At 74.2% G+C, this 16,453-nt stretch carries 20 protein-coding genes; 7 read left to right on the top strand and 13 right to left on the bottom strand.

Annotated elements, in window-relative coordinates; translation table 11 throughout:
- Positions 1-188: 188 nt before the first annotated feature.
- The 9 genes from ABD330_RS31090 to ABD330_RS31050 all read right to left on the bottom strand — a co-directional run bounded on the left by ABD330_RS31090 (position 189) and on the right by ABD330_RS31050 (position 8,632).
- Positions 189-551 (bottom strand): hypothetical protein, encoded by a 363-nt coding sequence (locus ABD330_RS31090; RefSeq protein ID WP_344469654.1) that lies wholly within the window; start codon positions 549-551, stop codon positions 189-191.
- The gene (locus tag ABD330_RS31085; RefSeq protein ID WP_344469653.1) at positions 548-1,231 is read right to left on the bottom strand and encodes a hypothetical protein; all 684 of its coding nucleotides are present in this window, start codon (positions 1,229-1,231) and stop codon (positions 548-550) included. Before ABD330_RS31085 ends, ABD330_RS31090 begins: the two co-directional genes overlap by 4 nt.
- 275 nt (positions 1,232-1,506) lie before the next feature.
- Positions 1,507-3,255: a relaxase/mobilization nuclease domain-containing protein gene (locus tag ABD330_RS31080; protein WP_344469652.1), complete on the bottom strand. Its 1,749-nt coding sequence runs from the start codon at positions 3,253-3,255 to the stop codon at positions 1,507-1,509.
- On the bottom strand, positions 3,252-3,713 hold the full coding sequence (locus ABD330_RS31075; RefSeq protein WP_344469650.1) for a hypothetical protein: 462 nt from the start codon (positions 3,711-3,713) through the stop codon (positions 3,252-3,254). The genes ABD330_RS31080 and ABD330_RS31075 overlap by 4 nt, the downstream gene beginning before the upstream one ends.
- 313 nt (positions 3,714-4,026) lie before the next feature.
- Positions 4,027-4,383, bottom strand: a complete 357-nt coding sequence (locus ABD330_RS31070; RefSeq protein WP_344469649.1) for a hypothetical protein — start codon at positions 4,381-4,383, stop codon at positions 4,027-4,029.
- 83 nt (positions 4,384-4,466) lie between these two features.
- Complete coding sequence (locus ABD330_RS31065) at positions 4,467-5,918, bottom strand: rep family protein (RefSeq protein ID WP_344469648.1); 1,452 nt, start codon at positions 5,916-5,918, stop codon at positions 4,467-4,469.
- 690 nt (positions 5,919-6,608) lie between these two features.
- A complete protein-coding gene (locus tag ABD330_RS31060) occupies positions 6,609-6,779 on the bottom strand; it encodes a hypothetical protein (protein WP_344469647.1) in 171 nt (56 codons plus the stop codon).
- Positions 6,779-7,828, bottom strand: coding sequence for a helix-turn-helix domain-containing protein (locus tag ABD330_RS31055; protein WP_344469646.1), 1,050 nt, complete (start codon positions 7,826-7,828; stop codon positions 6,779-6,781). Before ABD330_RS31055 ends, ABD330_RS31060 begins: the two co-directional genes overlap by 1 nt.
- A gap of 60 nt (positions 7,829-7,888) precedes the next feature.
- The gene (locus ABD330_RS31050) at positions 7,889-8,632 is read right to left on the bottom strand and encodes a GntR family transcriptional regulator (protein ID WP_344469645.1); all 744 of its coding nucleotides are present in this window, start codon (positions 8,630-8,632) and stop codon (positions 7,889-7,891) included.
- A gap of 320 nt (positions 8,633-8,952) precedes the next feature.
- On the opposite strand from ABD330_RS31050, the gene ABD330_RS31045 reads away from it, so the two are divergent.
- The 6 genes from ABD330_RS31045 (at position 8,953) to ABD330_RS31020 (ending at position 12,491) form a co-directional block, all read left to right on the top strand.
- Positions 8,953-9,180 (top strand): hypothetical protein, encoded by a 228-nt coding sequence (locus ABD330_RS31045; RefSeq protein WP_344469644.1) that lies wholly within the window; start codon positions 8,953-8,955, stop codon positions 9,178-9,180.
- The gene (locus ABD330_RS31040; RefSeq protein ID WP_344469643.1) at positions 9,180-9,356 is read left to right on the top strand and encodes a hypothetical protein; all 177 of its coding nucleotides are present in this window, start codon (positions 9,180-9,182) and stop codon (positions 9,354-9,356) included. Before ABD330_RS31045 ends, ABD330_RS31040 begins: the two co-directional genes overlap by 1 nt.
- A gap of 162 nt (positions 9,357-9,518) precedes the next feature.
- The gene (locus ABD330_RS31035) at positions 9,519-10,523 is read left to right on the top strand and encodes a hypothetical protein (RefSeq protein WP_344469642.1); all 1,005 of its coding nucleotides are present in this window, start codon (positions 9,519-9,521) and stop codon (positions 10,521-10,523) included.
- A 23-nt stretch (positions 10,524-10,546) separates the two neighbouring features.
- Positions 10,547-10,954, top strand: a complete 408-nt coding sequence (locus ABD330_RS31030) for a hypothetical protein (protein WP_344469641.1) — start codon at positions 10,547-10,549, stop codon at positions 10,952-10,954.
- 5 nt (positions 10,955-10,959) lie between these two features.
- Positions 10,960-11,865 carry a hypothetical protein gene (locus ABD330_RS31025; protein WP_344469640.1) on the top strand — a complete coding sequence of 302 codons (906 nt, stop codon included), beginning with the start codon at positions 10,960-10,962 and terminating at the stop codon, positions 11,863-11,865.
- Between the two features lie 227 nt (positions 11,866-12,092).
- Complete coding sequence (locus ABD330_RS31020) at positions 12,093-12,491, top strand: hypothetical protein (RefSeq protein ID WP_344469639.1); 399 nt, start codon at positions 12,093-12,095, stop codon at positions 12,489-12,491.
- 693 nt (positions 12,492-13,184) lie between these two features.
- Here the strand turns inward: ABD330_RS31020 and ABD330_RS31015 are convergent.
- Complete coding sequence (locus ABD330_RS31015) at positions 13,185-13,562, bottom strand: hypothetical protein (RefSeq protein ID WP_344469638.1); 378 nt, start codon at positions 13,560-13,562, stop codon at positions 13,185-13,187.
- Between the two features lie 75 nt (positions 13,563-13,637).
- Positions 13,638-13,877, bottom strand: a complete 240-nt coding sequence (locus ABD330_RS31010) for a hypothetical protein (RefSeq protein WP_344469637.1) — start codon at positions 13,875-13,877, stop codon at positions 13,638-13,640.
- 734 nt (positions 13,878-14,611) lie between these two features.
- Between ABD330_RS31010 and ABD330_RS31005 the strand changes: the two genes are divergently transcribed.
- On the top strand, positions 14,612-14,794 hold the full coding sequence (locus ABD330_RS31005; RefSeq protein WP_344469636.1) for a hypothetical protein: 183 nt from the start codon (positions 14,612-14,614) through the stop codon (positions 14,792-14,794).
- 507 nt (positions 14,795-15,301) lie between these two features.
- Here ABD330_RS31005 and ABD330_RS31000 read toward each other — a convergent pair.
- The gene (locus ABD330_RS31000; protein WP_344469635.1) at positions 15,302-15,886 is read right to left on the bottom strand and encodes a hypothetical protein; all 585 of its coding nucleotides are present in this window, start codon (positions 15,884-15,886) and stop codon (positions 15,302-15,304) included.
- The coding region (locus ABD330_RS30995; RefSeq protein ID WP_344469634.1) for a hypothetical protein at positions 15,883-16,453 on the bottom strand (571 nt) is incomplete at its 5' end. The genes ABD330_RS30995 and ABD330_RS31000, both read right to left, overlap by 4 nt.

Below are 16,453 nucleotides of genomic sequence, written 5' to 3'. Positions count from 1 at the left end.
CATCCGGCCGGCGGGCGAGAGCACGTCGCTCGCGTGCCGGGACAGCTGCCGCAGCGCGGCCGGGTCGAGCGGCGCGGCCGGGGTGAGCTTCCCCGGCACCGCGGTGGTCTCGTAGGTCGTCATCGTCGTCTCCCCTTCGTCGGTGATGGTGCAGGTCGGAGCGGGTGCGCACCCAGGTGCGCACCCTGCTACCACGTCAGTTCTTCCTGGCCGCGGATCTGCGGGCCCGGCCCGGCCTGCTCGGCCTCGGCCTCCTCTGCGGCCTTGCGGGCCTTCGCCGCGCCGGCCTTGCCGAACGCGCCGAAGATCCGGTCGAGCTGCTGCTCGTGGCGGCCGTGGATCGCCGCCAGCTCCCGCTGGCGGGTCCGCTCCTCGTGCGCGCGCACCCTGCACCCGGGCTTGCAGTAGCTCGGCGCGGGCCCGCGCTTGTTCTCCGGGACGAACGGCGTGCCGCACCAGACGCACACGCGCAGCGTGGCGGGCCGCTTCGGCTTCGGCTTCCGCTTCGGCCGGTCCGCCGGCTGCTCGGGCTCGCCGGTCTCCTCAGTCACCGCAGGCCCGTGGCGAAGGCGGTGAGCTCGGCGTCGACCCGGGTCGAGGCGGTGGCCCGGATCAGGTCGACCATGAACCGGCCGTACAACTCCTCCTGCGCGGCCGTCAGCTCGATCCGCTCCTGGCCCGCCCCGGCGCGGACCACGGCCAGCAGGTCGGCCCGGTCCTTCGCCGCCTCCCGCGTGATCTCGGTCTTGAGCACCGGGGCCAGCGCGCGGCGGACCCAGCGCGCGACGGCCGCACCGTCGGTGCCCTCACCCCTCCACCACGGCGCGTGCCGGTCGCCGGCCACATCGTCGAGGAACGTCGAGAGGTCGTCCTCGGCCTTGCCCAGCTCGTCCCGCAGCCAGCCCAGGTGGATCAGGTCCCGGGCCTCGACCTCGACATCGAGCAGCTGCACCAGCTCCGTGCGGCCGTCGGCGCCGATCAGCACCGGCACCCCGGGGACCAGGTCGGCCCTGCCGTAGACCACGTCGCCCATGCCCCGCCCCAGGGCGTCGAGGACCCGCAGGTACGACTGGTAGATCACCTCACCGTCGACGTGGCCGGGCAGCGGCGACCACGACTCGCCATCCTCGTCCGGGAGCGGGCGCAGCTGGATCAGCAGCCCCTCCTCCAGCGCGTAGAGGTCGCCCAGGACGTCGGGCTCGGCGGGCAGCAGCAGGTTGACCTTGGGCATCGGGGCCCCTCTCAGCACGGTCCGGGAGCACCGCGACGGGCGTCCCGGGCTCTGCCCCCATCCTAGAACCCGTTACGTAACGGGTTCTAGAGCGCGCGGGAGTTCGCGGGAGCGCGGCGGGTCCGCGCGCGCCCCCTCCCCCCTGGCCGCCCGGCGGGGGTGCGCACCCGTTCCGGTGCTGGTCAGACCAGGTGCGCACCCGGGTGCGCACCCGCCTTCCGCGCGGCTATCGGGGCCGGTAGCCGCGCGGAACTGCCGCCGGGTCTTCTCCCCGGCTATCGGCCCGGGGTGTCCGGGCCCGGCCTGCGGGCCTGCTGCTGCCGTCGCAGGTGCTCCGCCTGCTCGGCCGCCGCGGCGGGGCCGGCCTTCTTCGGCGCGGCCTTCCTCGGCCTGGCCGTGGTGCTGCCCGCCCTCGCGGCGCGGGCGGTGACCTCGCGGGCGAGGTCGGTGCGGACCTGGTCCTCCAGCTGGAGCCGCTCCGGCGGCAGCGCGGCGCGGCGGGCCTGCTCGGCGAGCAGCTGCTCGACGCCGCGCCGGGCCTCGGCGACGGCCACCCGGGCGGCCTGGAGCGGCGGCTGATGGTCGATCTGCTGGAGTCGGGCGGCCTGGGCGTCCTGGCCGATCGCGGCTCGCTCCTCCTGCTTCCACCCGCTCTCCAGCGCGGTCAGCGCCTCGTCGTACCGGCCCCGCACATCCGGGGCGGCCTCGGCGGCGCGCTCCAGCGCCCGCTCGGCCAGTCCCTCCAGCCGCCCGGCCTCGGCCTCGGCGCGGGCCGCCAGGGCGGCGGCGGTGGCCGCCGCTTCGGCCGCCCGCTTGGCCCGGCCCGGCCAGCGCGAGGCGGCGCCGGCCTTCGAGTCCGCCTCGACCTGGCGGGCGGCGGCGGCCTCCTGGCGGTGCTGCCCGGCGGTCGTGGCGTGCCCGTCCGCCTCGGCCTCGGCGGCGACGGCGGCCTGCAGCCCGATCCGCCGGCGGTGGAGCTCACCGCGGCGCGGACCCATGCCGACCCCGGAGACCAGGCCGTCGAGCCGCATCGCGGTCGCGGTCTCGGCGGCGAGGGTGCTCTCCCTGGTGTCCAGGTTGGTGCGCAGGGTGCGCAGCGCGTTGACCAGGTCGGGAACCGTCCCAGCCGGGTTGGTGCGCAGGGTGCGCACCACCTCCGCCCGCTGGTCGACGGCGCGCTCGCGGGCCTCGGCCAGGCGCAGCGCGGCCAGGTCCGGCCCGGCCGCCTCGGCGGGCACCGCCTTGGGCTCCAGCACCGGGCCGAGCTTCTGCCACGCGAAGTCCTTGGCGGTCTTGCTGGCGGTCACCCAGACCTGCCCGCCCTCGGCGTCGGTCCAGGCCGGGACGGAGAAGCTGTACCCGTTCATGCGGCCGGTGGTCTTCGACTCGTTCGCCCGGAAGTCCACCCCGCGCTGGCGCAGCTCGGCCTCGAAGGCCGGCCTTCCGCGCCCGGCGGCGGCGGCCACCGCCTCGGCGACCGCCGCGCGGATCACCAGCCGCTCCGGCTCGACCGCGCCCCGGCGCTCGCTGGCCGCCCGCTCCTGCCCGCTGACCTGCGGCGCCCGGCGGTTGGAGAGCGCGCCGGCGTCGACCAGGCCGTGCTCGCGCTCCAGCGCGCGGACGATCGGCATGCTCTTGAGGTAGTCGCCGTGGTCGTCCACCGTCCTGCGGTCCCAGCCGACCCGGCTCACCGTGATGTGCACGTGGTCGTCACCGTGGCGCACCACCACCCAGGGGCACCCGCCGTAGCCCATGCGCTCGACGTACGCCGTGGCGATGGCGGCGAACCGCTCGTCGGAGAGCACTCCGTCCTCGTCGGGCAGGGAGAGGCTGGCCCGCCAGATCGGCTTGGCGATCCCCGACGGCCGGGTGTGGTGGTCGATCAACCTCGCCACCTGCCGGGGCGTGCCCGGCACCGACCCGGCCAGCACCCGGGCGTTCTCGTGCTCGTCGCGCCTGCCCGGTCCGAAGTCGTACCGGATCGCGCCGCTGGCCTTCTTCCCTTTGGTGATCTTGGCGATCACGCCGGGTCCACCCAGGTCCCGGGCCCGAGCGGCTCGGCGTCCTCGACGGCCTGGTCCTCGTCGTCGTCCTGGTCGACGGCGCCGACTGGGCGCAGCCCGCGCACCACCAGCGCCGCGTCGCCGACCGCCTCGATCGCGGCGGCCAGCTTCGGCAGCAGGTCGACCGGCAGGCCGCCGCTGTGCACCACACGAGTGAGCTGGTTCAAGTCGTTGCCCACCCGGACGAGTGCCATGTAGGCCCCGTGGTTGACCTCCGGCACTCGGGGCGGCTCACCCGGCGTGCCCTTCTCCCCGGTCAGCACCTCGTTGATCACCGCCCGCGCCCAGTTCGCGGTCTCCTTCCGCTCAGCGGCGTCGCGGCCGGCCTCCCAGGCCGCCCGCTCGTCCACGCCGAGCCGGATCGAGACCGTGTGCTCGCGCTTGCCCGCGGCCGTCAGCCGCCCCGTCCTGCTGGCCACCGAGGCCGCCTTTCGCCGCTCGCGGATGCCGAGCACGCGCCCCCCAGGGCGCGGGCCGGCGGGCACGTCGCCCCCCGGGCGGCGGGCCCCTTCCTCCCCCGCAGCGTAGCCAGGGGGAGGCGAGCAGGATCAAGCGAAGCGCCGATCCCTAGCTCGCTCCGTCGTGGTGTGCGGGACTGGGCGGCCAACGCCCTGGACCGTGCGCCGCGACGGCCTCACCAGCGCTGATGCCTGACCGCACGTCACAGGCCCAGCAGCCGGGCCCCTCGGGCCCGGCTCCCGGCGCTCGCGCCGGGGGGAGCGGCCACCCGGGTCAGCCGGCTGACGGCGCCTGGTCCTCGGGCGTCCGCGGGACGAGCGGGCGCCGGGGCCGGTCGGTCGGCTGGCCGTAGTAGTCCTCGGCCATCACCACCTTCTCCAGGGTCGCGGGCCGGGGTCGATCGGTCGGCCGACGGTAGTCCTGACCGAGCATCACCACCGGCCCGTCCTCCTCCGCCACCAGGAACTCGAGTACCGCGTCGATCCGGCTGATGTCCTGCTGGCGCTCCTCCCAGGTCTGCGCGGCGGGCGCGGCCTGCTCGGCGACGGTCCGGCCTCGGCGGCGCGGGGCGGCGGCGACGGCCTGGTGCTCCGGGTTGTAGCCGGGGCCGAGCGGTCGGCGGGGGATCATCGGGGTCTCCTCGGGTCGGGGGTGCGCACCGGGGTGCGCACCCGATCGGGGCTGGTGCGCGGGGGTGCGCACCTGGTGTGCGGTCAGCACAGCACGAGCTGTTGGGGCTTCGCGTCGGCCTCGGCCTTGGCGCGGGCGCGGAACTCGGCGAGCAGGTCGGCTCCGGGGTCGGCGCCGCTCAGCTCGCTGCTGGGCGTGGGCGTGTCCGGGGCGGGCTCTTCGCCGGGCACCCAGACGTCCCGGCCCCAGACGATCTGCACCGGTCCGCCCCGGCGGCGCTTGGCCGGGTCGGTGGCCGACCAGCGCTCGATCTCCTCGGCGTTCCACTCCTCGATGAGCAGCTGCACCTTGCCCATGCCGCCGGTCTCGACGGCTTTGCGCATGGCCAGTGACCTGCCACGACGGCTGATGACCCCGGCGAACCAGGCGGCGAGGGCGACGGTCAGCACCACGGGTGCCGCCTCCGCGTCCTTCTCCTCCTGGGTCTTCACCTGGTCGTCGTCGTCCGGCGTGTCGATGCCGAAGTACGCCTTCGCGCCGGGCGACCAGCGCAGGTACCGCTGGCCGTGGGCCGCCGCGACGTACTCGCGCCACAGCGCGAGGTCGTGCCGGTCCTTGGCAGGCATCGCCCTGCGGGCCTCGGCGTCCAGGCCCTCGACCCGCTCCAGCCAGTCCTCGGCGATCTGGTGGGGGGTCCTCCGGCCCTTCTTGCCGGTCTTGGTGTCGGCGCCGGTCATCTCCTTGACCATGTACTTGGCGAACGCGGCCTCCTCGCCGGGCTTGGGCACCAGCAGCTTCACGCCGCGCTCGCGGGAGGGCAGGTAGCCGCCGGCCTTGGCGACGCCCGCCGACCACCGCCGGTACAGGACGTCCTCCAGGTCGGCGGCCTGCTTGGCCGTCAGCGGCTTGGCCAGCATGTATTGCACGTGGAAGTGCGGGTGCCACCCGTTCGAGGTGCCGTAAGTGGTCTCCCACACCCGGACGTCGAAGGTCACGCCGTACTTGGCCTTGACCTTCTGCCACTGCTGCCCGGAGTGCCTGCCGAAGGCGTACGCCCAGGCCAGGCGCTGGATCTTGATCAGGTCCTTGAGGCTGCTGCGGCTGTAGTGCCGCAGGGTGAAGGTGCCCATGGCGAGGCCGTGGCCCTCCTCCGCCCACTGGCCGTTGGCCTTCTCCAGGTCGGCGCGGCGCTGGGCCTTGATGCCCTGTCCGCAGGTCGGGCAGGTGTGGACGCGCTTGCACTGGCGGAGCTGGGTCCACCGGGCCCGCTTCCCGTCGTAGGTCATCGGGACGTCGGCGGCCTTCCGGGCAGCCGCGGGGACGGGCAGCCGGTTGCACGCCTTGAACGACTCGTCCGGGGTGTACGGCTGGAGCCCCTCGCGGAAGTCGTCCAGGCGGTCCCGGCGGGCGTTCTCCGCCTTCCGCTGGGCCTTGGCGGCGGCAACCTTCGCGCCCTTCTGACGCGACGTCTCCTGCCGGTCTGACCTGCGGGAACGGCCTCCAGTGCCGTCCGGGGGGGTTGCACTTTTTCCCAACTTCCCGAGACGCACCGTCTGCCCTGCCGCCCCAGGTGCCGTCTCTGACCGTTTCGGGGGGTTTGGGGCGATATATGACGGGTCGTTGGCCTTGAGCAGGTCGAACACCCGGGCGGAGCGGGCGAGGAACTCCGCCTCCTGCGCGCGGGTGAGGTTCAGTCCGCCGGCCTTCTCGGCGGCGGCGACGGCCGCCAGGCCGGGACGGCCGCGCCGGTCGGGGCGGACCTCGGCCCGCGCCTGGCTGCCCTCGTGCCGGTGGGAGGCGTGCTCGGGCCGGGCGGCAGGTGCCGGGTCGCCGGTGAAGGTGGCCGGGGTGATCGGGCGCTCGACCGCGCGTGCGGGAGCGACGTCCGGGCCGCTGGCCTGGGGGTGCGCGGGGTGCGCACCCGGGTGCGCACCTTGGTGTGCACCAGTCTCGTGGGGTGTTGCGCCGGAGGGCGGTTCACCCGTTACGCTAGTCAGCGTCGGGTTCCTCTGCTGTCGTTCGCCGGTTCAGTGGCGACAGTTCGGGGGGTTCGGCGGGACGGCGGGGCCCTGGCAGGCCCTTCGGTCCAGCTTTCGTACTGGGGTAGATCATGCCGGACGGAAGCACTACGTGAGGCACACGGCGCGAAAGTGCTTGATGTGACCTAGGAGACCGTCAGGGCCCGTCCCCCGTCAGGGGGGCGGGCCCTGCGGCGTTTCTGCTGGTCAGTCCCCGTCAGGGGTGAGCCCGTGACGGCGCTCCCACTCCCGGGTGCAGCTCTGCACCACGGACGGATTCATCTGGTACTCGCCGGAGTTGGACGCCTCCAGGGCGGCGACCAACTGCTCCATCGTGTAGTCGCCGACCAGTCCGGGCGGCCAGGGGTAGACCTTCATCAGGCCACCTCCTGGGCAGCGGCGTGCCGGGCGAGGACGTTGCGGACGGTGGTGGCGGAGCAGCCCACCTTGCGGGCGATCTCGCGCTGGCTGGTGCCCTCGGCGGCGGCGCGGACGATCAGCTGGTCCCGGTCGGCGCGGGCCGCCGCGTCCACGGCGTCGTCGTCATCGTCCTCGGCGTCAACCTGCTGGTCAGCACCGGTGTGCACCGGGGTGCGCACCTGCCAGCCGGAGGACTCGACCAGCTGGAGCTGGGCGGGCACGGCCGCCGGCTGTTCGACGGGCGCGGGCTCCTGGACCGGGACCGGCCAGACCTCGACGGGCTCCTCGGCGGCCGGGGCGGTCACCGGCTCCCACTCGACCACCGGCTCGGCCGGGGCCGGAGCGGCGGCGGCCGGAGCGACCGACACGGGCTCCGGCCGGGCCTGCTGCGTCGGCAGCGTCACCGGCTTCACCTGAGCCTGGACCACCTGCTGGCGCTCGGCCCGGCGGCGCTTCCGGCCACGGCGGCCGGGAGCCGGGGCGGCGGTCCGCCGACCGGCGGTGCGGACGACGGTGACGACCAGGTGCAGCCCAACCGCCGCGACGATCGGCGGCACGGTGCTGACGGCGATCACCAACCAGGGCCCCACCTTGACCGAGCCGGACTGCACCAGGTGCGACACCGCGTTGAGCAGCACCGAGGTGGCGACCGCGATCAGGGTGATGGTCCGGGCGAGGCGGCGGGCCTGCTCGGCGACGCCCTTGGAGAGCCAGGCGACGCCGGCGACCGCGGCGAGCAGGTCAACGCTGACCGGCAGGCTCCACGCCAGCCAGCCGCCCCACTCCTTCCAGCCGATCGCGGTGCCCAGCTCGGCGAGCGTGAAGCTGCTGGCCGCCATGGCGACGGCGGCGACGGCGCTGGCGCCGACGATCAGCGCGAGGAGCAGCAGGAAGGGGATGTGCTCGTCGGTGTGCGGCTCGGTGTGCGGGGCGGGAACCTCCTGCGCACCGAGGTGCACGGGGGTGTGCACCTCGGTGCGCGGGTCATACTCGGTGGTGCGGTTCACGTGGGTCTCTCCTCGTGGATCTGCGGGCCGACCCCGGCTGCACGGGGTCGGCCGCTCTTGTTAGTTGGCGTGGTCGGCGGCGTCGGTGTACTCGACGGCGAGGACCACGTGGCGCGGGAACCAGGTGGTCCCGTACTCGATGACGCCCAGGCCGTCGTGCCTCACTGTGGTGCGGGCGAGGATCGGCTCACCCTGCGGCACGCCGAAGCTCTGCGCGAGCTGGAGGCCCAGCAGGTCGACCGTGAAGTGGTCGGCGGTGACGACCGTGTGGCGTCCGGTCGCGGCCTCGATGCGGGCCACGTTGCCCGGCGCGGTGGACTCGACGGTCAGCAACTCGGGGACCAGGTCCGCCAGTTCAACCGGGAACCAGCTGTGGGACATGCGGATCACCTTGTCCCCGCGCTTCACCATGCCCGTGCGGAGAATCCCCGGGCTGCCCGGCTCCACCCCGAGGACGTCGCCGGCGGGGCCGGTCGTGGGGGTGACCTCAGCGGACAGGATCAGCGCCTCGTCCCCCTCGGCGTACTGCTCGCCGCGCTGGCGCGTGCCGTTGACCTTCACCCGCAGGACCGCCGACTCGTGCGGGCGGAACGAGGCCGCGTACCCGAGCCCGGTGACCGGGGAGGCGAAGCCCTCCATGCGGAGCACCTGGAGCGCGCGCTGGGCGGTCTTGGTGGCGACGTGCCACTGGTCCGCGATCTTGCGGACCGACGGGAGGCGCTGCCCGTCTGCGATCTGCCGGTCGGCGATCAGCCTCCGGTAGTGGTCGGCGATCGCCAGATAGCCGACGGATTCGGACGCCATGTCGAACAACTCCTTCTGCGGTGACGGACGGTCAAGCCCCTTGCAGGGGACCGGGAACTACTGCTAAAAAGCTCTGTAGTACCTCGGTACCACAGCGTAGTACCTAGGTACCCGCTTCGCGCAAGTGCCATCGCAGAACCCCCGCCCGGGTCACCTCTCACAGCTCCCGGGCGGGGCACCAACCCCTCCGTGAAGGGACCAGCAATGCCCGACGCTACCCCGAAGCCTCTCCCGATCCCCCCGATCACCCCGGCCGCCCGCAAGGTGGCCGGCGCCGCCGCGGCCCGCCTCCTGCGCGCCCTGCTGGGCGGTGAGTCCCAGTGAGCAAGCCGATCAACCTGCCCGGCCTGGGCGTCGTCCGCCCCGACGGCGAGGGCTACCGCGCTGACCAGCCGCTCAGCGTCGAGGACGTGCGCGACCTCATCCGACAGCAGTGGGTCCACACGGTCCAGGTCAGCGACGGCCAGGGCGGCGCCGCCGAGTTCCACGCCGCGTGCGAGCTCAACGGCAGGCCGTTCACCATCACCGGCCAGATCGGGGGCTGCTGATGTTCCGCCGCTCCGAGACCAAGCCCTCGACCCGCACCGAGACCCCGGACCACACGGCCAGCAACGGCCGGGTCTGGACCGGCAGCGACTACGACGAGGCCCGCGCCAACGGGCACGTGGTCTACGCCCCGCACACCGACCACAGCAACAACCAGCTCGGCCAGCCCACCACCTGACCACCACGCAGGTGCGCACCCCCGCACACCGGGGGTGCGCACCTCCCCTGACCTGGGAGAACCGATGCACTTCGACCTGATCGGCTGGCTGCTGCTCGCCTGGTACGTCGCGTCCGCCGTCCTCGGTGGCGTGGCCGTCTACGTCCTTCGCCGGGGTGCCCGGTGACCATCCCCCCGCCCCCGTCCGAGCCGCCCACCGTCGGCATGCCGCCGGCCGCCGAGCCCGCCATCGAGGTCGTCACCGAGTGGTGGCGCAAGGAGATCCCGGCCCAGCCGGTGCCCGGCGTCCACATCCCGGTGCCGCTCGGCACCGGCCCCGTCCTGCCCTCGGTGGAGGCCGCCGCCGCCGCGTTCTGGGCCCCGGCCGGGGAGTTGTTCGCCAAGCAGGCCACCGCGATCGCCTCGCAGGTCGGCGAGCAGGTCGGCCAGCTCCTCACCGAGACCGAGCCACAGCGGTACGCCCGCCAGCAGGTCGAGTACGAGGCCCTGGTCAAGGCCCAGCGGGCCGAGCGCGACGCCGCGTTCGCCGCCGCAGGGGAGACCACCGCCGAGAAGGCCGAGCGCCACCGGGTCGAGAAGATCCTCACCCCCGACCGGCCACTCCACCGGGACGACCTGGTGGGCCTGGTCGACATGCTCGGCGCCCGGATCACCGAGACCCCCGAGGACCGGGCCGCCCGCCTGCAGACCGAGCGCGAGACCGCCAAGCTGCGGGCCCGTGCCGAGGAGGACGCGCACCTGGCCGCCGCCGGGGAGACCCCCGAGCAGCGCACCAAGCGCCACCGTCAGCAGCAGCTCGCCGACCAGCGCGAGGCCAAGAACCGGGCCCGCCGCCAGCGCCGCCGGGCCGCCCGCGCCACCGGCCCCTCCGACCGCACCCGGCGCTTCCGCCGCTGGTGCGTGCTGACCGCGATCAGCGCCACCGCCGGCTGCATGACCGGCCTCGTCCAGATCATCACCCCGGGCGGGCCGTACGTCGGCCTGCTGCTCGCGGCCTTCGGCTGGGCCCTCGACCTGCACATGCGCGACCGGGGCCGACTCCGCGTCAGCGAGGTCACCGGGCCCTTCCCGCTCGCGCTGATGGTCCTGGCCCGCATCCCGGTCGCCTCCGGCCTCGCCGTCGCGCTCGGCCTCGGCAACGTCCTCGCCGCCCTCCCCCTGCACTGATCATCCCGAAGGAGACCACCACCATGAGCAGCCTCATCGCACTCGGCACGGGCGGCGCCGCCACCGTCACCACCATGTACCTGTACGTCGGTGTCCGCGGGAAGAACAAGATCAAGGTCGACCCCGACCACGTCCCGTACTGGGCGTTCGGCATCGGCCTGCTGGCCGCCAACGCGGGCACCGCGTTCCAGCAGCTCTCGGGGGTCGGCCAGCAGCTCAGCGCCTCGATGCAGGGCAACGCCGCGCTGGGCGAGTGGCAGACCGGTGCGACGGCCGCCGTGCTGACCCTCGCGGTGTTCGGGCTCAAGCCGCGGGCCTGGAAGGACGCGCTGTGCGGCGCGGTCGCCCCGTCCCTGTTCGCCGCCGCCGGCGGCCTGTGGGCCATCCCGGCCAGCGTCCTGACCGGCCTCATCACCTCGTTCATCCACTGACCGCCATGGAGAAGATCATCCCCACCGAGGGCCTGCGCGCCACCCTGCTGTGGCCGGTCACCGGCCTGTGCACCGGAACCCCCGTCCTGATCCACAAGCTGATGACGCCCCACCGTGCGCGGCGCGCCGAGGCCGCCGCGCTCCAGGCCAGGCGGGAGCGGATCGCCGCCGAGGTCGCCGAGGCCGCCGAGATCGCCTTCGCCAAGAAGCTGATCGCCGAGACCGACCCGGTCAAGCGCGCCGCGCTCCTCCAGGCCCAGGAGGCCGGGCAGGTGGCGGCCCGCGAGGTCGAGCTGGAACGGGCGAAGGCCGCCCGCAAGGCGAGCTTCGAGAAGTTCAAGGACTCCGCCGGCGCCGCGGCGCTGCTGCTCGTCGTCGGCGGGCCGCTGGTCTGGTCCCTGGCCCGCCCCTGGGTCGGGCCCGGCTTCGGCCTGCTGGCCGGGGTGTGGTGGATCGCCGCGCTGATCCACGCCCCCGCCCCGGTGAAGGCCGCCGAGGAGGACGTCGAGCAGCTGCTCGACGGCGACGACGTCGACTCCGACGAGGACGACCAGGACGACGAGGACGAGGACCCGGCCGACCTCCCCCGCACCGCGCTGGCGGACGCCGAACTGGCCTCCACCGTCGAGTGCATGGTGGCCATCCGCGCGACCACCGACGAGGGCCGCGGGCACGTCCACCTCTCGGAGGTGCTGGCCACCCTCCAGCGGCACGGCATTTACCCTGCGTGCAGCACCCGGGATTTCGGCGCCGTCGCGCGGGACGCCGGCCTCCCCGTGGAGCGCAAGATCCGGGTTGGGAAGTCGGTCTCCCCGGGCTTCTCCGTGGCGGGCTTCACCGCCCACCTCGGGCACCCTCCCCGGCTGCCCGTCCAGGAGGTCCCCGAGCCCGTCCACGCCGAGGCCGTCTGACCCTCCCTCTCCACCCACCACCAGAGCCCCCGTTCGGCCACCGGCCGGGCGGGGGCTCTGGCATGCTCGGACAGCCCCTTCCCGCCCCTCTCCCCCGGGGAGGGCCAGGGCCCCGCCGGCCTCGACTACACCCGGCGGCTGACCTGCGAAAACCACACGACTACAGGCCCGACTACACGCCCGACTACAGCCCTCGACTACGCCTTCGCCGGAAGGGGACGACGATCTTGCACCGCTACCGCTGCGGGGTCTGCCGCACCGTCAGCGACCACCAGTACCCCTTCGAGGCGTACGACGAGCAGCGGCGGCACATCGACGCCGTGCACGACGGCCGGGAGCCCGAGCAGCAGAGCATCACCCCCGTCGACGCTCCGCCCGCGTCCGCCCGGCCCCTCCCCTGGACGTCGCCGGCCCCCGCGTGGGAGAGCGCCAACCGGCAGCTCCTGCGCGGCGCGGTCACCCTGGTGACCCGGTCGAAACTGTCACTGACCGTAACGTTGCTGGTGGTCGCCTTCCTGGGCTGGCGGGTCTACGAGCTCTTCTCCAACCTCGCCGCGGCGCTGCCCCCGCCCCGCCCGTGGCCCACCCCGTCGGCTCCGCTCGCGCCGCCCGCCGACCACCCCTGAACCGGACCGGGCGTCATAACCCGTTACGTAACGGGTTCTAAAGCGGGTGTCCGGTTCGCCCGGGTTCCGCACCGACCCCTCCCCTGCCGACGGAGGGCGCTCCGGCTCACCTCACGGCTGTCTCCGACGGGCCACCTCCAAGGGGAAGGGGGCTCTCGTGATCTTGGTGTCTGACCCTCTGTGGGTGGTGCGGGCCGGGACGCGGGTGGTCCCCTCGGTGGACGCCTCCGAACCCTGCCACGGGCCGGCGGCACCGCCCGGCAAACCCTCCGAAGACTTTCGCCGCCTCCGCTTCGCTCCACCGCCGAAACTCCCCGGAGGGTCGACCGCCTTGACGGCGGCCGAGCCGAACGGCACCACCACCCCGCGGCCACCACCGCGAGCCGCCCACCGAGGGGACCACCCGCGAGCCCCGACCCTGTGGTGCAGGACGATGGCCGGCCTTCACGGCGAACGGCGAGGGCCGTCACAGCCACCCCCGGAACGGACCGACCCGGCGACGTCGCCGGGGACCAGGCCGTCGCCGACGTCGCGCGGTGCGGCCGGGCACCGGGGGTGCGCACCCGGGGTGTGCAGGGGTGCGCACCTGCCCTGACCTGCGATGGAAAGAACGCCGGCGGTGAAACTAACCAGGAGCCCCGGGGCGAACTAACCGGCCCTCGGCGACGACCTGGTGGTGCACGTCGACGTCGGTCAGCCGGTCGTGCACCCGGCGACGGCCAGGGCCTCGGTGATGACGACCCGCTCCCGCTCGGTCAGCGGCCGGCTGCTGTCCCACTCGTTGCGGCCGTCGAAGCCCCACAGCACGACCGGGCCGCGCGTCGGCTGGGCGTCCGCAGGGTCGAAGCCCGCGACGTGGGCCAGCACCTTCACGGCGAACGGGTTCGCCGGGAACTCCTCCGGCATGACCAGCGCGCAGTCGGACATGCTGATCCGCAGGCCGAGCGCGGCGTCGGTGAGCCAGGCCCGGCCGACGCCGTAGTTGCCGAGCGCCTTCTCGGCGACGGTCTTGTCCGCGACCCACTCGGCGCGGCCGTCGGGGTGGATCAGGATCGAGGTGTGAGCAGTCATGCGCCGACCGTAGCGGGCCGCTGAGGGGCGCGGCACGGCCTTCGGGTGACATCCACCGCCCCTCCCCCGCCGCGATCACGTGGTGCCCACCCGGCGGCGACCGCGCCGCTGCCGGTAGCCGCTCAGCGAGACGACCGGCGCGGGCTCCCGCTCCTCGACCTCCTCCGGCCGCACCCGGACCTCGACCACGGGCAGCGAGGGCAGCTCCTCCAGCCGCGGCTTGCGGTGCTGGTACCGAGCCGGCGGAACCTCCGGCGCAGCCTCACCCCTCGGCCTCCGATGCCGCCCCGTCCCCTCCTGATCCACCCAGGCCACCGACCCCGTCACCGCCGACCCCCGCCACCCGAACACCGCACCGCCGGCCCGCACCGCACCACCGGCCCCGACCTCCCGGCCGCCCTGCCACCGACCACCGACCTCGACCACGTCTTCATGCCCTGCCCAACGACCGCCCCGACCGCCCGGCACCACCCGTCTCGCCACACCATGTGCATTGCCATCGGCCGACCATGATCACGGTCATCACACCCTTGCATCACCGAGCCGACGGACCACCGAGACCGACACCGGAAACCGAAGATCACGAACGGCCACACCTCAGACACTTCGAGATGATCAAGGCCACCGACCGACCACCCACTCCTATGCATCACGACCCGAGCGACCGACCAGACACCTCTTGCAGATGCTCTGAGCACGGCCCGCTGGCGGCGGCGCAGCACCCCTTCCCGGCGCCGCCGACGGTGCGCAGCACCAGGCCGCCCGGCCGGAGGGGAGAGGAGCCCCAGCGGCTCCGGAGCGCGACCAATCGAGCGCCGGACCCCACAGAGAGAAGTCGGCGTCGGCCGCGAAACTAACCGGGCCCTGACCTGCCACGACGTCGGCGCGGCGGCGGCTGGTTAGTTTCTAGACGAAACCAGAGACGAAACCGCGTGCGAAACCAGAGCCGCCACCAGATCCGAAACCAGAGACGAAACCGGCGCGCGGGGCCGCCGGCCTTCGGCGTGGCCGCCCGGCGCGGCCGTCCGTCCGGCCTCATCATCGGCGGCATGGACTACGTGGACCGGCTCGCCGCCGAGCTGCTGGAGACCGCCCTCGACCCGCGGCTGGTGCGGCTGGTCGACGCGGTGCTCGACTCGCCGGACGGCGCCCGGGTGATCGCTTTCCTGGACCGGGTGGCCACCGGAGAGGTCCCCAGGGAAGTAGTCGGCGCCCCGGACCCGCACCCGTGACCCCCTTGTCCCGCAGGTCAGACCCCTTGTCCTGACGACCGCCGCAGGCCCTGCTGGGGAACCCGAAACGGAACCCGAAAGAGGACCCGGTACGAGACCCCAAACGGGACTCGAAAGGGGACTCGAAACGGAACCTTGATCAACAGGAGGACTAAGGTATCGTCACTCCGCGACGATACGGGCGGCTCTCGGGCCGCCCTTTTTGCTGCCCCGGCGAGGGCCCGCGCGGCGGTCCGGCAGGGGTGCTCGGGGGCGGTGCTTCCCGGCGCGAACGGCGGGCCGGGCCATCGCTCGGGATGCGCGCCGGGGAGTGCCGACCGGGGCCGGGGCCCCGGGGCGGCAAGCGCCCGGGTACCCCGGGCAGCAACCCGGGTTGCACCCCGCCGACGGCCGGGTGCGCACCCGGTGCCCACCTGCTCGGGACGGGTGCGCAGCGGGTGCGCACCCTCGGGAACGGCGCTGCCCGCCTCCCCGGGCGGGCCGGGTCGGCGGGCAGCGGCGGGTCGGTCAGATCGGGCGGGTGGCCGACTCCTCGACGTACGGGGCGAGCGCGCGGGCCACCATCTCCAGCCCGGCCTGGACGTCGAGGTGCGCGGCGCCGTCGAGCTGTCCGCCGGCCTTCTTCACGTCGCCGGTGATCTGCACCGGGGCGTCGGGCCGCTCCTGGGCCAGGTGGACCGTCGCGGCCCGCGCGCCCTCGGCCAGCACCACCTCGACGGTCACCGCGCCGATCGCGGCCTCCCCCGTGTCGATCCGGTCGACCTGCCGCTCGAAGGAGCGCTCGGCGAGCCGCCCGGCGGGCACCTTCTGGCCCAGGTGCCGGTGCACGTCCTCCAGCGCGGACTGCAGCCGGGTGGCGACGTCCTCGCCGGTCGCCACCGCCTGGTCCGAGCCGGACTCGATCAGGTCGCCGAGCGCGCGGAAGGCGATCGCCATCTGCCAGGCCGCGGCGGCCAGCGGCTCCGGGTTTTCCTCCAGCATCGACGGCAACAGCTTCTCCTCGGCCTCGATGCCGATGCGGCGGACCGTGGCCGGGCGCAGCACCGCGAAGGCCGGCTGCACCCGGCGGAACCGGTCGGCCTCGGCGCTCACCGCTGGCCGTCCTCGGCGCGCAGCATCAGCCAGACGATCCGGCCGATCTCGTGCAGCCCGTGGTGGAGCTCCAGGCGGTCGCGGCCGGAGAGCCGCAGCGTCCGGGGCTCCTCCCCCGGCTCCTCCAGCCGGATGGTCTGGTAGGCGTCGTCCGTGGTCAGCCGGACGGTGATCCGGCGGCCCTTGGCCATCAGCAACTCGGCGGTGAGCGAGCCGACGACCGTCAGCCCCTCCTCCAGGCAGCTGGCGATCATCCCCGCGTGCCGGGCCTCCCGCTCCTCCTCGGACACGCTCTCCACCGCATGCTCGCGCACGTAGTTGGTCGTCCGGTGCAGGTGGTCGAGCGCGTGCTCAGCGTCCGCCAGGCGGTCGATGTCCTGCGCGCCCTCGGCGGGCGTGAGCAGCGGGTTGAACGCGGCGAGCGCGATCGACAAGTGGGCTCCCGCCTCGGCCAGCGACGGCGCGTCCGCCATCCGGCCGGCGGGCGAGAGCACGTCGCTCGCGTGCCGGGACAGCTGCCGCAGCGCGGCCGGGTCGAGCGGCGCGGCCGGGGTGAGCTTCCCCGGC

The organism is Kitasatospora kazusensis (genome assembly GCF_039529945.1).
Lineage (GTDB): Bacteria > Actinomycetota > Actinomycetes > Streptomycetales > Streptomycetaceae > Kitasatospora > Kitasatospora kazusensis.
The sequence above is the reverse complement of the archived record's forward strand: the minus strand, read 5'-3'. Positions and strand labels throughout refer to the sequence as shown.